The organism is Mesorhizobium sp. BR1-1-3 (genome assembly GCF_020165455.1).
Classification (GTDB): domain Bacteria; phylum Pseudomonadota; class Alphaproteobacteria; order Rhizobiales; family Rhizobiaceae; genus Mesorhizobium; species Mesorhizobium ciceri.
The window spans coordinates 33,138-50,989 of sequence record NZ_JAIUIC010000021.1; the positions used below are offsets into that span (position 1 = coordinate 33,138).

At 64.2% G+C, this 17,852-nt stretch carries 19 protein-coding genes; 8 read left to right on the forward strand and 11 right to left on the reverse strand.

Going from position 1 to position 17,852, the window contains the following annotated elements:
- Nucleotides 1-77: 77 nt before the first annotated feature.
- The 4 genes from LB559_RS30970 to ccmA all read right to left on the reverse strand — a co-directional run bounded on the left by LB559_RS30970 (nucleotide 78) and on the right by ccmA (nucleotide 2,258).
- Entirely contained in the window at nucleotides 78-653 is a 576-nt protein-coding gene (locus LB559_RS30970) for a DsbE family thiol:disulfide interchange protein (RefSeq protein ID WP_063169543.1), read from the reverse strand.
- The gene (ccmD, locus tag LB559_RS30975; protein ID WP_063173371.1) at nucleotides 650-817 is read right to left on the reverse strand and encodes a heme exporter protein CcmD; all 168 of its coding nucleotides are present in this window, start codon (nucleotides 815-817) and stop codon (nucleotides 650-652) included. Before ccmD ends, LB559_RS30970 begins: the two co-directional genes overlap by 4 nt.
- A gap of 123 nt (nucleotides 818-940) precedes the next feature.
- Nucleotides 941-1,606, reverse strand: coding sequence for a heme exporter protein CcmB (gene ccmB, locus LB559_RS30980; protein WP_024504965.1), 666 nt, complete (start codon nucleotides 1,604-1,606; stop codon nucleotides 941-943).
- Between the two features lie 28 nt (nucleotides 1,607-1,634).
- Nucleotides 1,635-2,258, reverse strand: coding sequence for a heme ABC exporter ATP-binding protein CcmA (gene ccmA, locus LB559_RS30985; protein ID WP_224675758.1), 624 nt, complete (start codon nucleotides 2,256-2,258; stop codon nucleotides 1,635-1,637).
- Between the two features lie 280 nt (nucleotides 2,259-2,538).
- Between ccmA and acnA the strand changes: the two genes are divergently transcribed.
- Nucleotides 2,539-5,229 carry an aconitate hydratase AcnA gene (acnA, locus tag LB559_RS30990; RefSeq protein WP_013528828.1) on the forward strand — a complete coding sequence of 897 codons (2,691 nt, stop codon included), beginning with the start codon at nucleotides 2,539-2,541 and terminating at the stop codon, nucleotides 5,227-5,229.
- Between the two features lie 79 nt (nucleotides 5,230-5,308).
- Here acnA and LB559_RS30995 read toward each other — a convergent pair whose 3' ends face one another.
- Nucleotides 5,309-5,980 (reverse strand): ceramidase domain-containing protein, encoded by a 672-nt coding sequence (locus tag LB559_RS30995; RefSeq protein WP_224675759.1) that lies wholly within the window; start codon nucleotides 5,978-5,980, stop codon nucleotides 5,309-5,311.
- A 172-nt stretch (nucleotides 5,981-6,152) separates the two neighbouring features.
- Here LB559_RS30995 and LB559_RS31000 point away from each other — a divergent pair, with 172 nt between their 5' ends.
- Nucleotides 6,153-6,938 (forward strand): DUF1223 domain-containing protein, encoded by a 786-nt coding sequence (locus LB559_RS31000; protein ID WP_224675760.1) that lies wholly within the window; start codon nucleotides 6,153-6,155, stop codon nucleotides 6,936-6,938.
- Nucleotides 6,939-7,367: 429 nt separating this feature from the next.
- Nucleotides 7,368-7,751, forward strand: a complete 384-nt coding sequence (locus LB559_RS31005; RefSeq protein WP_013528825.1) for a DUF2794 domain-containing protein — start codon at nucleotides 7,368-7,370, stop codon at nucleotides 7,749-7,751.
- A gap of 131 nt (nucleotides 7,752-7,882) precedes the next feature.
- Here LB559_RS31005 and LB559_RS31010 read toward each other — a convergent pair whose 3' ends face one another.
- The 4 genes from LB559_RS31010 to LB559_RS31025 all read right to left on the reverse strand — a co-directional run bounded on the left by LB559_RS31010 (nucleotide 7,883) and on the right by LB559_RS31025 (nucleotide 12,815).
- On the reverse strand, nucleotides 7,883-8,455 hold the full coding sequence (locus LB559_RS31010) for a GNAT family N-acetyltransferase (RefSeq protein WP_224675761.1): 573 nt from the start codon (nucleotides 8,453-8,455) through the stop codon (nucleotides 7,883-7,885).
- 108 nt (nucleotides 8,456-8,563) lie between these two features.
- The gene (locus tag LB559_RS31015) at nucleotides 8,564-9,343 is read right to left on the reverse strand and encodes a Bax inhibitor-1/YccA family protein (protein WP_013528823.1); all 780 of its coding nucleotides are present in this window, start codon (nucleotides 9,341-9,343) and stop codon (nucleotides 8,564-8,566) included.
- Nucleotides 9,344-9,570: 227 nt separating this feature from the next.
- Nucleotides 9,571-12,120, reverse strand: coding sequence for an ABC transporter permease (locus LB559_RS31020; protein WP_224675762.1), 2,550 nt, complete (start codon nucleotides 12,118-12,120; stop codon nucleotides 9,571-9,573).
- The gene (locus tag LB559_RS31025) at nucleotides 12,120-12,815 is read right to left on the reverse strand and encodes an ABC transporter ATP-binding protein (protein WP_224675763.1); all 696 of its coding nucleotides are present in this window, start codon (nucleotides 12,813-12,815) and stop codon (nucleotides 12,120-12,122) included. The genes LB559_RS31020 and LB559_RS31025 overlap by 1 nt, the downstream gene beginning before the upstream one ends.
- A gap of 88 nt (nucleotides 12,816-12,903) precedes the next feature.
- On the opposite strand from LB559_RS31025, the gene LB559_RS31030 reads away from it, so the two are divergent.
- Together LB559_RS31030 and thpR are read left to right on the forward strand one after the other, a co-directional pair.
- Nucleotides 12,904-13,548, forward strand: coding sequence for an arylesterase (locus tag LB559_RS31030; RefSeq protein ID WP_024504016.1), 645 nt, complete (start codon nucleotides 12,904-12,906; stop codon nucleotides 13,546-13,548).
- Nucleotides 13,549-13,673: 125 nt separating this feature from the next.
- Nucleotides 13,674-14,270 carry an RNA 2',3'-cyclic phosphodiesterase gene (thpR, locus tag LB559_RS31035; protein WP_013528819.1) on the forward strand — a complete coding sequence of 199 codons (597 nt, stop codon included), beginning with the start codon at nucleotides 13,674-13,676 and terminating at the stop codon, nucleotides 14,268-14,270.
- On the opposite strand, the gene LB559_RS31040 is transcribed toward thpR, so the two are convergent.
- Nucleotides 14,174-14,692: a low molecular weight protein-tyrosine-phosphatase gene (locus LB559_RS31040; RefSeq protein ID WP_084015491.1), complete on the reverse strand. Its 519-nt coding sequence runs from the start codon at nucleotides 14,690-14,692 to the stop codon at nucleotides 14,174-14,176. The two genes, thpR and LB559_RS31040, sit on opposite strands and share 97 nt — an antisense overlap.
- 50 nt (nucleotides 14,693-14,742) lie before the next feature.
- Between LB559_RS31040 and LB559_RS31045 the strand changes: the two genes are divergently transcribed.
- The 3 genes from LB559_RS31045 to LB559_RS31055 all read left to right on the forward strand — a co-directional run bounded on the left by LB559_RS31045 (nucleotide 14,743) and on the right by LB559_RS31055 (nucleotide 16,300).
- The gene (locus LB559_RS31045) at nucleotides 14,743-15,039 is read left to right on the forward strand and encodes a 4a-hydroxytetrahydrobiopterin dehydratase (protein ID WP_013528817.1); all 297 of its coding nucleotides are present in this window, start codon (nucleotides 14,743-14,745) and stop codon (nucleotides 15,037-15,039) included.
- A gap of 123 nt (nucleotides 15,040-15,162) precedes the next feature.
- Nucleotides 15,163-15,525 carry a YkvA family protein gene (locus LB559_RS31050; RefSeq protein ID WP_027162884.1) on the forward strand — a complete coding sequence of 121 codons (363 nt, stop codon included), beginning with the start codon at nucleotides 15,163-15,165 and terminating at the stop codon, nucleotides 15,523-15,525.
- Between the two features lie 271 nt (nucleotides 15,526-15,796).
- Entirely contained in the window at nucleotides 15,797-16,300 is a 504-nt protein-coding gene (locus tag LB559_RS31055) for an invasion associated locus B family protein (RefSeq protein WP_013528815.1), read from the forward strand.
- A gap of 55 nt (nucleotides 16,301-16,355) precedes the next feature.
- Here LB559_RS31055 and LB559_RS31060 read toward each other — a convergent pair whose 3' ends face one another.
- The gene (locus tag LB559_RS31060; protein ID WP_224675764.1) at nucleotides 16,356-17,705 is read right to left on the reverse strand and encodes a chloride channel protein; all 1,350 of its coding nucleotides are present in this window, start codon (nucleotides 17,703-17,705) and stop codon (nucleotides 16,356-16,358) included.
- Nucleotides 17,706-17,852: the final 147 nt, after the last annotated feature.

A 17,852-nucleotide genomic window follows, 5' to 3' on the forward strand; every position in this document is an offset into this window, starting at 1 on the left:
GGAGCGGAGCGTACTTTTGGTACACGAGCACCGGACGCGCAGGAAGCCGCTGTTTGCAGGCCGGAATCACCGGAATATCAATGCGCTGCCAGTGCCTTGTCGATCTGCGGCAACAGCAACGCCTGCACCGTCTCGGGCGTCAGCGGGCCGACATGTTTGTAGGCGATCTTGCCGTCCTTGCCGATGACGAAAGTTTCCGGCACGCCGTAGACGCCCCAGTCGATCGCCGCGCGGCCCGCTTCGTCGACCCCTATCGCCTGGAACGGATTGCCGAGATCGCCGAGGAACCGGCGTGCGTTTTCGGGCCGGTCCTTGTAGTTCAGCGCTGCCATGGTGAAACGCTTATCCTGCGACAACGCCAGAAGCACCGGGTGCTCTTCGCGGCATGGCGCGCACCACGACGCGAAGACGTTGACCAATGTGACCTTGCCGGCGAAGGTTTTCGAATCGAGCCCCGGCAGGTTTGAGCCCTCCAGCGCCGGCAGGCTGGTTTGCGGCGCAGGCAGACCGATCAAGGCCGACGGCACTTCCGAAGCATCGCGCCCCGACAGCAGTTGCGACAGGAACAGTCCGGCCAGGCCGAGGAAGATCAGCAGCGGCAGAAGCACGAACAGGCGACGACTGGGCGGCGGCGTTTCCGTTTCGGTGCTCATGGCTTGGCGACCTTGTCGGAGCGACGCCTCACGCCGGACGCCTCCAGTTCGACAAGCTCACGCTTGCGCGCCCGCTGGTCGAGCAGGATCCAGCCGATCAATCCGGCCAGCACCACGGCAGTGATGCCATAGGCGGCGGTCACGTAGAGTGCATGCGCACTCATGCGGCAGGCCCCGCTGAAGTGGGGCCTTCCAAGCCGATCATGTCGCCCAGTCTAGACATGCTTTTCCTTAGCCTCGCTCCGTCGGCTTCGCAATCGGTCGCCGAGCCACAGTCATACGCTGCGTCAATCCGTGCCATGGCGCAGCGCCAGCGCCGCCGAGACCGGACCCAGCACGCCAAGAAACAGGGTCAGCGCGGCAAGAATGAGGAAGGGCTGCAGAAACGGGTCGGGATTGGCGGTCGCCCCATAGCTTGCCGAAACGCCGAAGATCAGCACCGGGATGGTCAGTGGCAGCACCAGCACCGAGATCAGCAGCCCGCCACGCGGCAGCGCCACCGCCACCGCCGCACCGGCGGCGCCGATGAACGTGATGGCCGGCGTGCCGACCAGCAGCGTCAGCGCCGTGGCGCCGATGCCGAGCGGCTCCATGTTCATGAACAGGCCGAGCAAGGGAGCCGCAATGACCAGCGGCAGCACGCTGCCCGCCCAATGCGCCAGGCATTTCACCAGCACCGTCAAGGCCAGCATGTGGCGATCGTTGCCGAGCACCAGGAGATCGAGCGAACCGTCCTCGCGATCGGCCTGGAACAACCGGTCGAGCCCGAGCAGGCAGGACAACAGCGCGCCGATCCACAGGATGGCCGGTCCGATGCGGGCCAGCAGCTTCAGGTCCGGCCCGACCCCGAACGGGATGGTGACGATGACGGCGAGGAAGAAGATGACCCCGGTCAGCGCTCCGCCGCCGGCACGGATATTGAGGCGGATGTCGCGCAGGAAGAGCGCTAGCATGGTTTGAGATGCTTTCGCCCAGACACCATCAACCGGCTTCCCCCATCCTCAACTCCATCCCCTCGATCCCGAGCGGCAGATGCGTCGCCGCGACAATCATCCCGCCATCCGCGCAATGCCTCGCCATCAACCCCGCGAACCGGCCCTCCGAAGCCTTGTCCAACCCAGCCGTCGGCTCGTCCAGCAGCCACAATGGCCGGTGGCTGACCAGCAGTTTCGCGATCGCCGCGCGGCGCCGCTGCCCGGTCGATAGATAGCCGAACGGCAGGTGGCCGATGCCGCCGAGCCCGACCGTTTCCAGCGCCTCTTCGACGCCGAGCTGTCCGTCGCCATTGAAGTCTCGCCAAAAGCGCAAATTCTCCGCCACGCTGAGCGCCGGCTTCATTGCGTTCTGGTGGCCGAGATAGTGACAGGCCGAGGCGACAGACGGAAACGCTTCGCCCCCGTCTTCAACCTTCATGACGCCCTCAATCCTCACGCTGCCTTCCGCCGCCGGCAGCAGCCCGGCGATGATCCGCAGCAAGGTCGACTTGCCCGATCCGTTCGGCCCGGTGACGATAAGCGCCTGACACTGCTCCAAGGCAAAGCCGATGCCGGAAAACACCGCGTCGCCGCCTCGCTCGCCGCCCAGATTTTCGGCGATCAGCCGCATTCCTCGCCTGCCCTGAAACCATGTGTCGCGGCCGCTGCCGCATCGCACAAAATTGCTTTCCAACTGTCTAGAACTATTCCAGAAAATTCTCTATATGCGGTGCATCCGTGCCAGCGGTCGGCACGGGAACAGAATTAGCGCCGAACCAGCGCACGCGCCGCCTTGAACGGCTCGGGTTGCTTGGGAACGGACAGCGGAAATGGCCGTACCCGCACCTTTGCGCGTGATTGCATGCCATCGGCGTCCGTTCCCTTTCAGGCTGAACAGACAAGGATCGCACGTGTCAAAATCTCTCGACAGTTTCAATTGCCGCCGCACGCTGACCGCAGGCGGCGCTGAATATGCCTATTTCGATCTCATCGAGGCCGAAAAGAACGGCCTTACCGGCATCTCGCAACTGCCCTATTCGATGAAGGTGCTGCTGGAAAACCTGCTGCGCAACGAAGACGGCCGCTCCGTCACCAAGGAATCGATCCAGGCGGTGGCCGGCTGGCTGACCGATAAGGGCACCGCCGGCGTCGAGATCGCCTATCGCCCGGCCCGCGTGCTGATGCAGGATTTCACCGGCGTCCCGGCCGTGGTCGACCTTGCCGCAATGCGCGACGCCATGGCTTCGCTCGGGGGCGATCCGCAGAAGATCAACCCGCTGGTGCCGGTCGACCTCGTCATCGACCATTCCGTCATCGTCGACGAATTCGGCACGCCGATGGCCTTCGCCCGCAATGTCGAGCTGGAATATGAGCGCAACGAAGAGCGCTACAAATTCCTGAAATGGGGCCAGCAGGCGTTCCGCAACTTCCGCGTCGTGCCGCCCGGCACCGGCATCTGCCATCAGGTCAACCTCGAATATCTCGGCCAGGTGGTGTGGACCAACACCGAGGACGGCGAAACCACAGCCTATCCCGACACCTGCGTCGGCACCGATTCGCACACCACCATGATCAACGGCCTGGGCGTGCTCGGCTGGGGCGTCGGCGGCATCGAGGCCGAGGCGGCCATGCTCGGCCAGCCGGTCTCCATGCTGCTGCCGGAAGTCATCGGCTTCCGTCTCACCGGCAAGCTGAAAGAGGGCGTCACCGCCACCGACCTCGTGCTCACCGTCACCCAGATGCTGCGCAAGAAGGGGGTCGTCGGCAAGTTCGTCGAGTTCTTCGGCCCGGGCCTCTCCAACATGACGCTGGCCGACCGCGCCACCATCGGCAACATGGCCCCCGAATATGGCGCCACCTGCGGTTTCTTCCCAGTCGACTCGGAAACCATCCGCTATCTCACAATGTCCGGCCGCAGCGAGGACCGCATCGCGCTGGTCGAGGCCTACGCCAAGGCGCAGGGCCTGTGGCGTGAAACCGGCTCGGCCGACCCTGTCTTCACTGATCTGCTCGAGCTCGAACTTGGTTCCGTCGTGCCGTCGATGGCCGGCCCCAAGCGGCCTGAAGGCCGCGTCGCCCTGGAAGGCATTCCGGAAGGCTTCGCCAAGGCGATGGAGACCGAATACAAGAAGGCGGCCGAAATCTCCAAGCGCTATGCCGTCGAAGGCACCGACCATGATCTCGGTCACGGCGATGTCGTCATTGCCGCCATCACCTCCTGCACCAACACCTCGAACCCGAGCGTGCTGATCGGCGCCGGTCTTTTGGCCCGCAATGCCAACCGGCTCGGTTTGAAGCAGAAGCCGTGGGTGAAGACCTCGCTGGCTCCCGGCAGCCAGGTGGTCGCCGAATATCTGGAGAAATCCGGCCTGCAGAAGGAGCTCGACCAGATCGGCTTCAACCTGGTCGGCTTCGGCTGCACCACCTGTATCGGCAATTCCGGCCCGCTGCCGGCGCCGATCTCCAAAACCATCAACGACAAGGGCCTGATCGCCGCCGCGGTCCTGTCAGGCAATCGCAACTTCGAAGGCCGTGTCTCGCCTGACGTGCAGGCCAACTATCTGGCCTCGCCGCCGCTGGTCGTCGCGCACGCGCTGGCCGGAACTGTCACCAAGGACCTCACGACAGAGCCGCTCGGCGAGGACAAGAACGGCGAGCCGGTCTACCTCAAGGACATCTGGCCGAGCTCGGCCGAAATCCAGGAGTTCATCGAGAAGAACGTCACCCGCGAGCTGTTCGCCCGCAAATATGCCGACGTCTTCAAGGGCGACGAGTACTGGCAGAACGTCAAGGCGCCGGAAGGCCAGACCTATGCCTGGGACGACAACTCGACCTATGTGCAGAACCCGCCCTATTTCGCCGGCATGACATCAGGTTTCGGCAAGATCGGCGACATCAAGGGCGCCCGCGTGCTCGGCCTGTTCGGCGACAAGATCACCACCGATCACATCTCGCCGGCCGGATCGATCAAGGCAGCGTCGCCGGCCGGAAAATATCTCACCGACCACGGCGTCGGTGTCGCCGACTTCAACCAGTACGGCACACGGCGCGGCAATCACGAGGTGATGATGCGCGGCACCTTCGCCAACATCCGCATCCGCAACCACATGCTGGGCGAGAACGGCCGCGAGGGCGGCTACACCATTCACTACCCGTCGAAGGAAGAGGAATCGATCTACGACGCGGCGATGGAGTACAAAAGGGAAGGCGTGCCGCTGGTCGTCTTCGCCGGCGTCGAATACGGCAACGGCTCGTCGCGCGACTGGGCGGCCAAGGGAACCAATCTGCTCGGTGTCCGCGCGGTCATCGCCCAGTCTTTCGAGCGCATCCATCGCTCGAACCTGGTCGGCATGGGCGTCATCCCCTTCGTCTTCGAGGAAGGCACCTCATGGGCATCGCTCAACCTCAAGGGAGACGAGCTGGTCGAGATCGACGGGCTGAGCACCATCAAGCCGCGCCAGACGATGATCGCCAAAATCACCTATGGCGACGGCACGGTGAAGAACGTGCCGATCATCTGCCGCATCGATACGCTGGATGAGCTCGACTACTTCAAGAACGGCGGCATCCTGCAATACGTGCTGCGCGATCTGGCAGCTTAGTAAGGGAGTAGGGAAGTAGGGAAGTAGGGAAGGGAATACCTATTCCCCTATTCCCCTATTCCCCTATTCCCCTATTCCCCTATTCCCTTACTTTCGGCGCCCCAAACCGCGCCGCGGCGGCCAACAACACACCCAGCATCAGCCCGTTGAGGATGTGCCAGAGGAAGTGCGTGCCGAGCGGGAAGCCGCCGCAGACCAGCGGGTCGATCATCCGGCAGACGACGGACACCACGAAGATCGCCGACCCGGCCAGATTGTACCAGCCGGCGCGATTGCCGCTGGCGGCCACCAGCGCGCCGAAGAAGGCGAGCGCCAGGAACGGCGGCAGATAGCCCGTCGTGCCGTTCGACGCCTGGCGCAACCAGTCCGGCACGGCAACGGTTATCGCCCCGGCAATCACATAGAAGGCGATGAAGATGGCGATGGCTTTGCCCCATCGCATGCCGAGGAAGCGACGCAGATTGAACAGCGTGTAGGCCAGCGTGAAGCCGGCGATCGGCAGCACGTCGGCCCAGACCGTGCCCTTGGTGGCAAAAGTATGGAAGATCGTCGAGCCGATGCCGATCGCCACCACCCACCAGGCCAGCACCTCGGCGAAGGCGCCGGTGCCCAGCCTTCGCACCTCGCGCACGCCCCACAGGCCGGCGGCGATGAAGGCGAAGTTGGTCAGGGCGTTGACCGGTTCGGACCAGAATTCCGGGCCGGTCCGCTCGCAATAGAGGTCGACCGGCGCAAAAAACGTTTGCCACATCGCGATTGCCGCCCGAATCGGTTTCTATCCTGAAGCGCAGATCCTTGCTATTGCGCGGTTGCGGTCGGCTGCAACGGCAAAATTTCACCGCAACGTGACTTCCCGTTGACTTCCGGTTCTGCCACATATTTCAGCAATCAAGATAAAGCCGGCATCACCGGCGGGAATCGGAATGGCCATGGCCTCGCGAAAATCATTGTGGCTGGCAGCTCTTGCGCTGGCCTTCTCGGCGTCTGCCGGCGCCGGGCATGCCGGCGAATCCGATCGCGCCCAGACCGACCGGGTCCAGATCGAAAAGCCATTGGGCGTGGTCGAGCTGTTCACCAGCCAGGGCTGCAGTTCCTGCCCGCCGGCCGATACTCTGTTCTCCGAACTTGCCGCCAAGGAAGACATCGTCGCGCTCGCCTATCACGTCGACTACTGGGACTATCTCGGCTGGCAGGACACGCTCGGCCGCAAGGAGAACACCGAGCGGCAATACGACTATATGCGCGCCTTCGGCAGCCGCTCCGTCTATACGCCGCAGGCCGTCATCAATGGCCGCGTCCATGTCAACGGCGCCAACCGCGGCGAGGTCGATGGTGCGCTCGCCCGCATGGCCAAGAGCGGCGAAGGCATGCGCGTCGCCGTCAAGGTCAGCCGCACCAGCGATCGCGTGATGATCGACGCCGGCGATGCCGGCAACGGCCCCAGCGACGCCCATGTCGTCATCGTCTATTTCGACCCGCCGCAGACGGTCAAAGTCGGCGAGGGCGAAAATACCGGCCGCAAGATGACCTACTGGAACGCCGTCACCGGCATCCAGACCGCCGGCATGTGGCATGGCAAGGCACAGCGCTACGAACTGCCGATGAGCGAGATTGCCAAAAAGGACGGCTGCGCCGTGCTGCTGCAGTCGGTCGGCAAGGACGGCATGCCCGGTCCCATTCTCGGCGCCGCATTCATCCACAAGCCTTGAGAGCGCTCAAACCCCTGCCGCGGTAGCGCGAAGGCTCACCTATCACCAGCCAATAAAAAACCGACGTCAGCTTGCTTCTGACGCCGGTCATTTAGGTTTTGGGATCGTCGCTCCCGGTTCTTCCGAAGAAGAGCCGAGGTTGGTTCGATCCGACGCAGACCCGTGGGCGGGGGGCTTGGGGTTTACGAGCCGGTGCCGGACCGAACCGTCTCAGGCAACGCCGGTAAATTCGTCGGACATTGGGGCATGAGCGCGGATAAAAAAAGGCAGAAATGTGGCGGAACATCACCAATTCCAACACGGCGTTTCATAAAAGTGACTGGACGTGACGGAAACGGCGCGGCGCGGGGCTCGGTTCGCCGGGCCTTGCAATTCAGTCGCGAACACGCCAACTTTGGTTGGCAAAGATTCATTTTGAAGGATCGAGGCATGACCGATGACAGTGGCGGGACGGGGGATGGGGACGCATCCGCAATAATCCCGCTGCACGAGGCGCGACGCGAACGTCTCGATCAGCCGGTGCGGTTCGATCGACGCGAGCTGGACCAGATCCTCAGGCTCTACGGACGCATGGTCGCCGCCAATGAATGGCGCGACTACGCCATCGATCATCTCGCCGACCGCGCTGTCTTTTCCGTCTTCCGCCGCACCAGCGAAGTGCCGCTGTTCCAGATCGTCAAGGATCCGAAACTGGCCCGCAAGCAGGGCGCCTTTGCCGTCATCGCCGCCGGCGGCCGCATCTTGAAACGCGGCCAGGAACTCGGCCGCGTGCTCGGTGTGTTCGACAGCAAGTTGAAGCTGGTCGAAGCCTGAGCAGGGAATTAGAGCAGGGGAATTGAAGAAATGGAGAATTGATGAGTTGAGAAAAGGCCTCGGCGTCATCTGTTGCCGCCGCTTCTTTTTATTCTTCAGTTCTTCAATTCCGCAATTCGTCAGTTCCTTCTTCAGTCCGCTCTAAGGCGAAACTTCCGCTCTGGCAGCGAACTCGGATCGGGCGGCGTCGAGGCACCGCCATTCATGGACAGCTGCATGAACACCGTGTCCAGCCAGCGGCCGTGCTTGTAGCCGGAGCCTTCCAGGCGGCCCGAATGGCGAAAGCCGAGCTTTTCGTGCAGCCGCACCGAGGCGCTGTCGGGACGGCCATCGCCGATCACCGCGATGATCTGGCGAAAGCCCGCCGTCGTCACCGCCTCGATCAGGCTTTGCATCAGCTTGAGCCCGACGCCCTGGCCCTTGGCCTCGGGCGCGACATAGACCGAGTCCTCGACAATGAAGCGATAGGCCGGGCGTGGCCGGAAGGCACCGGCATAGGCGTAGCCGAGAACCGCGCCGTCCTTCTCCGCCACAAGGTAGGGAAAGCCGCCGGCCATCAGGCTGTCGAATCGAACACCCATCTCCGCGCGGCTCGGCGGCTCCAACTCATAGCTCGCCGTGCCTTGGGCGACCGCGTCGGCGTAGATGCCGGTGATGCTGTCGAGGTCGGCCGCTGTCGCCGGGCGAATCGTAATAGTGCTCATAATTTATGCGTGCCATTTCTCTGCTCGCGATAACAGCAAAGCCCGGCACAAAAGAAAAGGGCGGCCGTTGGGCCGCCCTTTTGGAACTCGATGGTCCAGCATGCTGAACTAGCGACGATCGCCCATGAACTGCAGCAGGAACATGAACAGGTTGATGAAGTCGAGATAGAGCGTCAGCGCGCCCATGATCGCCTTGCGGCCGGCAACGTCCGAACTGTCGCCCTCGAAATACATCTCCTTGATCTTCTGCGTGTCATAGGCGGTGAGGCCCGCGAAGACCAGCACGCCGATCGCCGACACGGCAAACGACAGCGCCGACGACTGCAGGAAGATGTTGATCACCGACGCGATGATGATGCCGAACACGCCCATGATCAGGAACGAGCCCATTGCCGTCAGGTCGCGCTTGGTGGTGTAGCCGAACAGCGACAGCGCACCGAAGGCGGCGGCCGTGGCGAAGAAGGTCTGTGAAATGCTGGCCGTGGTGTAGACCAGGAAGATCGAAGACAGCGACAGGCCGACGAGACCGGCATAGACCCAGAACGTCGTCTGCGCCGCCGAAACGCTCATCGACTGGACGCGGAACGACAGGAACAGCACGGCGGCCAGCGGCGCCAGCATCACCACCCAGCGCAGCGGCGAGCCGAAGATCGCGTAGCCGAAGGACGTCAGCATCTCGCCGCTCGGCAGCGTCGCGACAGCCGAAGCCGGATCGGTGGTGGTGGCCAGCATGATCGTGCCGACAGCGGCAAGACCGGTGATGAGGAGGCCAAGCCCCATCAGATTGTAAACCTTGATCATGTAGGCGCGCAGGCCCTGATCGATGTCGGCACCGACGCCGACGCCGGGCACGGCGCGCGTCTGGTAGTTGCGAATGGGATCAGCCATTGTAGTCCTCTATTGCTTCTGCCCCGTCCGGTGTCAGGTCCTTCCGGACCCAGGCGCCGCTGGCAGGGCTCCAGCATGCCTGTGGCGAAATATGATGGTTATTCGCGTCAAGAACAAGACCGTAACCGGATGTAACGGTTCGTGAGAGGGCGAAGCGCCGATTCCTCGGCTTTTCGGACGGCTTTCTTACCAAGATTTAATCCAGGGTGCCCGTTCCGGGCCTGTCGTCACAGGTTGCGCAGCACCGGTGCTGCCTTGTGGCCGAGCACCCGCCAGGTGCCGGCGAGACCAATGCCGACCGTGATCACCAGCGAAAACAGAATGGTTGCCACCGCCACCTCCGGCATGAAATGCGACGGCAAAGTCATGATGCGCGCGACGACGAACCAGGCGGCTGCGCTGCCCGCCGCCAGCGCGAAAATGGCGGTGGCCAGCCCGATCAGCATATATTCGAGCGAGAAGGCCGATATCAGCGTCGTGCGTGTCGCGCCCAGCGTCTTCAACACCACCGCATCATGGATGCGCGCCCGGTTGCCGGCTGCAAGCGCGCCGGCCAGCACCAGCACCGAAGCGATCAGCGCCACGCCAGCGGCCGCCCGGATCGCCGTGCCGAGCTGCCCGACCAGCCGGTTGACGACGTCGAGCGCGTCCTTGACCCGCACCGTCGTCACCGCCGGGAAGGCGCGGGTGACGGCGTTGAGGATGCGGGCGTCGTCGGCCGTCGATGCACTCTTTTCGGTCAGCGTCGCCATCCAGCCATGCGGGGCGCCCGCGAATGTGTTGGGCGAGAAGACCATGACGAAATTGATACCCATCGTCTCCCATTCGACTTGGCGGAAACTGGCGATCCTGGCCGTGACGTTGCGGCCCAGCACATTGACGGTGATGGTGTCGCCGAGCTTCAGCCCGATCTCCTTGCCTTCTTGGGCCGAAAACGAAACCAGCGGTTCGCCGCTGTAATTTTCGGGCCACCAACTGCCCTCGGTCAGCGTCGCGTTCTCCGGCTGCCTGGTGTCATAGGTCAGGCCGCGATCCCCCCTCAGCACCCAGGCGCCTTCCGCCGGCACCTTCACCTTGTCGACATCGACACCGTTCAGCGCCATCACCCGGCCGCGCAGCATCGGCACCTTGGCCAGCACGCCCTGCGGCGCCTCCTTGCCGATCAGCGCCGAGAAGGACGCGACATCGGCGCTCTGGATGTCGACGAAGAAGAAGTTCGGCGCCCGTTCCGGCAGGCTGCCCGAGATCTGTCGCCTGAGATTGCCGTCGATCAGCGCCAGCGTCACCAATAGCGTCAGCCCGAGCCCAAGGGACAGCACCACCGATGGCGTCAGGGCGCCTGGCCGATGGATGTTGCCGATGGCGAGCCTGAGCGCCACGAAGCGCACGCGCGGGCTTTTCCTGGCCGTCCATTGCACCAGTGCGCCGACCGCGCGCAGCACCAGGAAGGCGAAGACGGTAGCGCCGACAAAGATCGAGGCGATGCGCTGGTCGCCCGAGAATAGAATGGCCAGCGCCGCAAGCAGCAGCGCGATGCCTATGGCCGCCGCGACATAGGCGGGGCGCGGCAAGCCGCGGCCTTCCAGCCCCATTTCGCGAAACAGCGCGGTTGCCGGCACGTCGCGGGCGCGGCCGAGCGGCAGCAGCGCGAAAGCCAACGTCACCAGCAGACCGAACAGCGCCGCCATGCCGAGCGCGCCGGGATAGAAGCCGCCTTCGGCCGGCACCGGAATGACGGATTGCAAGGCCGCGCTCGCCGCGAAGGGCATTAGTGCGCCGAGCACAAGGCCCAGCACGATACCCAATCCGGCTATGATCAGGATCTGCACGAGATAGACGGCAAAGACGAAGCCGCCCGAAGCGCCCAGGCTCTTGAAGGTGGCGATGACGCCGCGCTTGCCGTCGAGATAGGCGCGCACCGCATTGGCGACGCCGACGCCGCCGACCACCAGCGCCGTCAGCCCGACCAGGGTCAGGAACTGCGAGAAGCGTTCGATGTTGGACGACAGCGCGGGCGCCGCGTTGCTGCGCGTGCGGATCGACCAGCCGGCTTCCGGAAAATCCGTGGCGGCCTGATCCTGGATGGCCTTGAGCCTCGTCTCGTCGGCGTCCGCCGGCAGCCGGATTTTGTAGGCATTCTCGACCAGGCTGCCCGGCTGGATCAGTCCAGTGGCCGCCAACCCTTCGGTCGAGATCATCAGCCTCGGCGCGAAGCCGAAACCGTCGGACACGGCGTCCGGTTCGGCGACCAGCTTGGCGCGCAGTTCGAAAGTGGCGGTGCCGAGCTTCAGCCGGTCGCCAAGCTTGACGTGCAACCGCTCGAACAGCAGATCGGGCGCTGCCGCACCGAAGACGCCGAACTCTTCGCCGAACAGTTCCTGTTTCGACAGCGCCGGCTCGGTCTCCAGCGTGCCATAGAGCGGATAGACATGGTCGACCGCCTTGGCCTCGACCAGCGCCTGGTCGGATCCGTCGGCCAGACGCGCCATCGAACGCATGCTGGCGGTCCGCGAAACCGTGCCGAGCCCGTCAAGGAAGCTGCGCTCCGCCTGGCTGGCGTCACGCTGGTTGATCTGGAAGCGAAGATCGCCGCCAAGCAGCGTCTGGCCCTGATTGGCGACACCGGCGGTGATCGAACGCGCCACCGAGTTGACGCCGCCGATGGCCGCGACGCCGAGCGCGATGCAGGCGAGGAAGATCAGGAAACCGGACAGGCCGCCGCGCATCTCGCGCAGCGAGAAGCGGACAGCGAGCCTCAACGTCCGGGACAGCGGCATCAGGCCGTCACCTTGACCGGCGCCGGTGCCTCGATCCGGCCCGAGCGCATCGAAACCTGGCGCGAACAGCGTGCCGCGAGCGCCGGATCATGCGTGACCAGCACCAGCGTCATGCCGCGCTCGGCCGCCTTCGCAAACAAGAGGTCGGCGACCTGCCGCCCGGTCGCCTGGTCCAGATTGCCGGTCGGCTCGTCCGCGATCAGGATGCGCGGCGACGGCGCCAATGCGCGGGCGATCGCCACGCGCTGCTGCTCGCCGCCCGACAATTCGCCGGGATAGTGGGTGACGCGGTCGCTGAGGCCAACCGCCGCCAGCTCGCGCGCCGCCACCGCGAACGGATCGGCATGGCCCGCCAGTTCCAGCGGCACCGCGACATTTTCGAGCGCCGTCATGTTGGGAATGAGATGGAAGGACTGGAACACGATGCCAATGTTTCGGCCACGAAACGATGCAATCTGGTCCTCGCTTTTGCCGTTGAGCAGCTCGCCGGCGATTCGGACCGTACCCGAATCGACCCTTTCCAGGCCTGCCAGGACCATCAGCAAGGTCGACTTGCCGGAACCCGAAGGTCCGACGATGCCGGTCGCCTCGCCGGTCGCCACATCGAGGCTCACCCCCTTCAGCACATGGACCGATGAAGCGCCCTCGCCAAGGGTCAGGGACACATCTTTCAGCGCGATGACGGCTTCTCTCAAAATGAAATCGTCCTATATCTGGGAATGAAGGCTCTGCTTGCCGGAAGCCGTCGACTGAAGAATTCCTAGCTCATATGGGGCCTGCCGCATGTCTTTCAAACGCAGTATTGCCGCAGGCTTCGTGGTTTTCCTCGCCATTTGCGGCGTCATGTCGTCGGCGCGTGCCGAGCCGTTCAAGATCGTCGGCTTCGGTGACAGCCTGATGGCGGGCTATGGCCTTGGACCCGACCAGGGCTTTACCGACAGGCTGCAGGCAGCGCTTGGCGCCAAAGGCCACGACGTGACCGTCGCCAATGCCGGCGTCTCCGGCGACACGACGAGCGGCGGCCTGGCGCGGCTTGACTGGTCGGTGCCGGACGGCACGCAGCTGGTCATCCTCGAACTCGGCGCCAACGACATGCTGCGCGGCGTCTCGCCCGACATCACCAAAAAGAACCTCGACGAGATGCTGAGCAAGCTGAAGCAGCGCAAGATTGCCGTGCTTCTGGCCGGCATGCGCGCCGCACCCAATCTCGGTCCCGACTACCAGAGCGCCTTCGACGCCATTTTCCCGGACCTGGCGAAGAAATACGACGTCGCGCTCTACCCGTTCTTTCTCGATGGCGTCGCCGGCCAGCCCGGCATGCAGCTCGAGGACGGCCTGCATCCGAGCGCACGAGGCGTCGACCAGATGGTCGAACGCATCCTGCCCACGGTCGAGAAGGTGATCGCGGCGGTGCCGGGCGATTCCTAGCGGGTTGGAACTGTTTCCGCCCGGCGAGCTTTTAACAGGGACTGTGGCCAACAAACCTCTTGCTCCGTTTGACTATCGATGATTCGCTATGGGTGACAGTTCGATTCGAGGAAGGGAGGCTCTTCATGCCGCGTCTTTTCACCGCCCTCGAAATTCCGCGTGACGCTGCCCTTTCGCTGTCCCTGCTGCGGGGCGGCTTGCCGGGAGCCCGCTGGATCGACGTCGAAAACTACCATCTGACGCTGCGCTTCATCGGCGATGTTCCCGGCCATGTCGCCGACGAGATCGCCAACGCGCTCGACCGCGTCCACCGCCCTTCTTTCTCGCTGGCGCTGACCGGCGTCGGCGCTTTCGGCCAGAAGAAGCCGCATGCGGTGTGGGCGGGCGCTTCCGCCTCGCCCGATCTGGCCGCCCTTCAAGGTGAGATCGACCGCATCTGCCAGCGGCTCGGCATCCCGGCCGACCCGCGCAAATTCATGCCGCATGTGACGCTGGCGCGCTTGCGCAATTCGACCCCGCTGGACGTTGCCCAATATCTGTCGGCGCGCGGCAATTTCTCGACGCTGCCGTTCCGCATCGGCCGTTTCGTTTTGATGTCGTCGCGCGATTCGGTCGGCGGCGGACCCTACATCGTCGAGGAAGCCTGGCCGCTGTCAGGCACGGACGCCCGCGCCTCCAGCCTTGTCGCCAGCGCCTCCGACGCCTCGCGGATCATGCGATAGGCGGAAGCGAAGGCTTCTGCCTCGTCATGATAAGGATCCGGCACGTCGCGTGCCTTTCCCTGCGCGAACTCCAGGAACAGATGGATGCGGTCCTGCACGGCCGCCGGCGCCAGCGCCTTCAGGTCGGCGACATTCGACCGGTCCATGCCGAGGATCAGGTCGAAGCGGTGGAGGTCCTGCGGCGTGACCTTGCGCGCCCTCTGCCCGGAAATGTCGACGCCGTGCCGCATGGCGACCGCGATCGCGCGTCGATCGGGGGCAGAGCCGGCCTCCCAGTCACTGGTTCCCGCCGAATCGAGCAGGATATCCCGGGCCGGCCCGCGCTCGGCCCAAACGGCGCGGAAGACACCTTCCGCCAGCGGCGACCGGCAGATGTTGCCGAGGCAGACGAAGAGAATGGAATTTATAGGCTTCGCGCTCATCGATCCGTCGCTATGGTGAGGGTCGTTTTCGAATAGCACAGGATAGGGACATGGCGAGAGAGAAACTGGGCAGGCAAGCCGCTGAAGCCGCATTGACGGGCCTCGACGGCTGGGCGCTGGCGGAAGACGGCGCCTCCATCAAGCGCACATTCACCTTCGCGAATTTCTCCGAGGCTTTCGCCTTCATGACCCGCGTCGCGCTTGCCGCCGAGGCGATGGATCATCATCCCGAGTGGTCGAATGTCTACAAGACCGTCGACGTGACGCTGAACACCCACGACGCCGGCGGCGTCACTGCGCTCGATATCGATCTGGCCACGAAAATGAACCGTTTTGCCGGCGCCTGAGGCCTGGTATCGCCTCGGCAGGCCCAAATCGGCACCGGCATCTTGTAGCGGGGGTCGGGTTTCACCACATTTTCCCCCGCGGGGCAGGCGCCGGATGCGCATGAGCCCCGCAAGGAGAGACTGATGGCGCAACAATCCGGTTTTGATTTCTTCGGCTTTGGCGGCAAGCCGTCAGACGAGAGCGAAGTGCGCGAGAAATTCTGGCGCACAGCCAAGAAGGCCGCGCGGCAGATCCCCTTCATGGAAGAGGTCGTGGCCGCCTATTATTGCGCCATGGACAAGAACACGCCGCTGCGCGCCAAGGGCATTCTGCTGGCCGCGCTCGGCTATTTCGTGCTGCCGGTGGATGTCATCCCCGACTTCGTCTTCGGGCTTGGCTTCACCGACGACATCGCCGTGCTCACCGCCGCGATCACCGCCGTCAGTGCCCACATCACCACTGCGCACCGGCAGGCCGCCAGGGACGCCATGGCCGACAAGGGCTGAACACGCGCGCGGAACGCCGTTGAAGCCGGCTTTCGGCGACAGCGTAAAAAGTCAAACTCTTGCCGCTTTCGTGGCCTCCAAGTCGCCAAAGGGATGTCGCGCCACCCGCTCGCAGGGCGGCGGCGCGGGTATGGTGGCGGTTTTCCTCGGGGTGAGGGTCCTTTTCTCTTCGGAAATTCACCGTTTGGTAACCCAGATTAAATCAAAATGAAGCGACGGGCAGGACGCCAAGCCGGCCTGCCTCCGCACCATTTGGAATACGGGAAAAGCGATGCGCGGATTGATTGCGATAGTTTCGAGTCTGGCCCTGGTGGCCGTGGCAGCGCCGGCACTGGCGCAGTCGGCGACCAAGATCGGCCAGCACAATGCCTGGGGCACCTACAGCTACCAGGCATCGGGCGGCAAGGTCTGCTATGTCCTGACCGTGCCGACCGACAAGCAGCCGCCCACGCTCGACCATGGCGATATGTTCTTCTTCGTCAGCCAGCGGCCCGGCCAGCAAGTGTCCTACGAGCCGCAATTCATTGCCGGCTACAATTTCCAGGAAGGCTCCAAGGCCACCGTGACCATCGACAAGAAGACGTTTTCGATGTTCACCCGCGGCAAATCGGCCTGGGTGGAGAATGCCGCCGAGGAGCCGGTACTGATCGCCGCCATGAAGACCGGCACCGACATGAAGGTGACGGCGAAGTCCGGCCGCGGCAATCCCACCTCCTATGTCTTCTCTCTGAAGGGCATTTCAGCGGCGCTGACATCGATCGCCAAGTGTAAATAGGCAAGCTACTTTTTTTGAGGGAAAGGCCGGGCCGCGAAGCCCGGCCTTTTTTCTTTCATACTTGCCCCGGCCCGGCCTCCGCCCGGCGGCGCCGGATCGCCTCGGCGATGAAGACACGCGATAGCGCGTGATAGAGCGGCTCGTGCGAGATCATGCGCGCCGTGCCGTAGCCCAGCATCGAGGCCAGCATCAGCGCGATGACATTGTCGTGATTGCCGGTCATCTCCAGGATGATGACGAAGGCCGTCATCGGCGCTTGCACCACACCGGCGAAATAGCCGGCCATGCCGAGCAGTGCCGCCACCCCAGTGCTCGCGCCAAAGAGGAGGCCGAGCGAACTGCCGATGCCGGCGCCGACAGCCAGCGAGGGCGCGAAGATACCGCCCGGAATGCCCGAGATCATCGACAGCAATCCCGCCAGGAACTTTTCGGCGAAGAAGAACCACGGCAGCGGCGTGCCTTCGACGGCGCCCCGCGCCTGCACGTAACCGGTGCCGAAGGTCAGCCCGCCCGAGGCGATGCCGATCACCGCCACCGCAAGCCCGCAGATTGCGGCCACGATCAGGGCGCGCCGCAAAGGCTGCCCAGTGTTCCAGCGCCGGATCCGCCGCGTCGCCTTCAACGCCAGCAGCGAGAACAGCGCGCCGAACCCGCCGCCGATGATGCCGCAGGCAAGCACCAGCGGCCATTCGGCGGCAAACGAGATGGTGTCCCTGGCGACGCCGAAATAGGTGTAGTTGCCGAGCAGGCCGAGCGAAGCGAGACCGGCCAGGATCACCGCCGTCAGCACCAGCCCGTTGGTTCGCGCCTCATAGGTGCGGCCCATCTCCTCGATGGCGAAGACGATGCCGGCCAGCGGCGTGTTGAAGGCGGCAGCAATCCCGGCGGCCGACCCGGCCAGGATCAGACCCCGGGCCTGCACCATGCCGCCCCAGCGTGCCGCCTGCAGCATCAGCGACGCGCCGACTTGCACCGTCGGACCCTCGCGGCCGATCGAGGCGCCGCAGAACAGGCCGACGATGGTGAGCATGATTTTGCCGGCTACCAGTTTGAGGGACAGGATGTGGCTGCGGTCCTCGTCGTCACGCAGATGGCGGGCGGCGATCGCCTGCGGAATGCCGCTGCCTTGCGAACCGGGAAAGAAGGTGTGGGCGAGCCAGGCGCACAGCACGAAACCCAACGGCGTAATGGCAAGCGGCAGATAGAAACGCCAGCCGCCTGCATCTCCTGTCATCAGTTGAAACAGTTCCTGCGCCCTGTCGGCCAGCACCGCGAACAGCACGCTGATCACACCGATGCCAAGCGCGCCGGCCCAGAACACCAGGCGCGGCTGCCAGACCCGCCGTGAGCCCCACATCGCGCGCGAACGCCGCAGCATGGGATATTTTCGCGATGTGCCGGCCATGTCTGTCCTCGAGCGGGGAATGTTTCGGCCTAACACAGCTGGGCAGTCTATTAAACTAGCGCCGGAAAAACCTGTCGTTGGCGCTCGCCTGAGTGCCAGGCGGAAGCATCGCTTCGGTGAAAGGTCGACCCCCACTCCGTCGAGCTA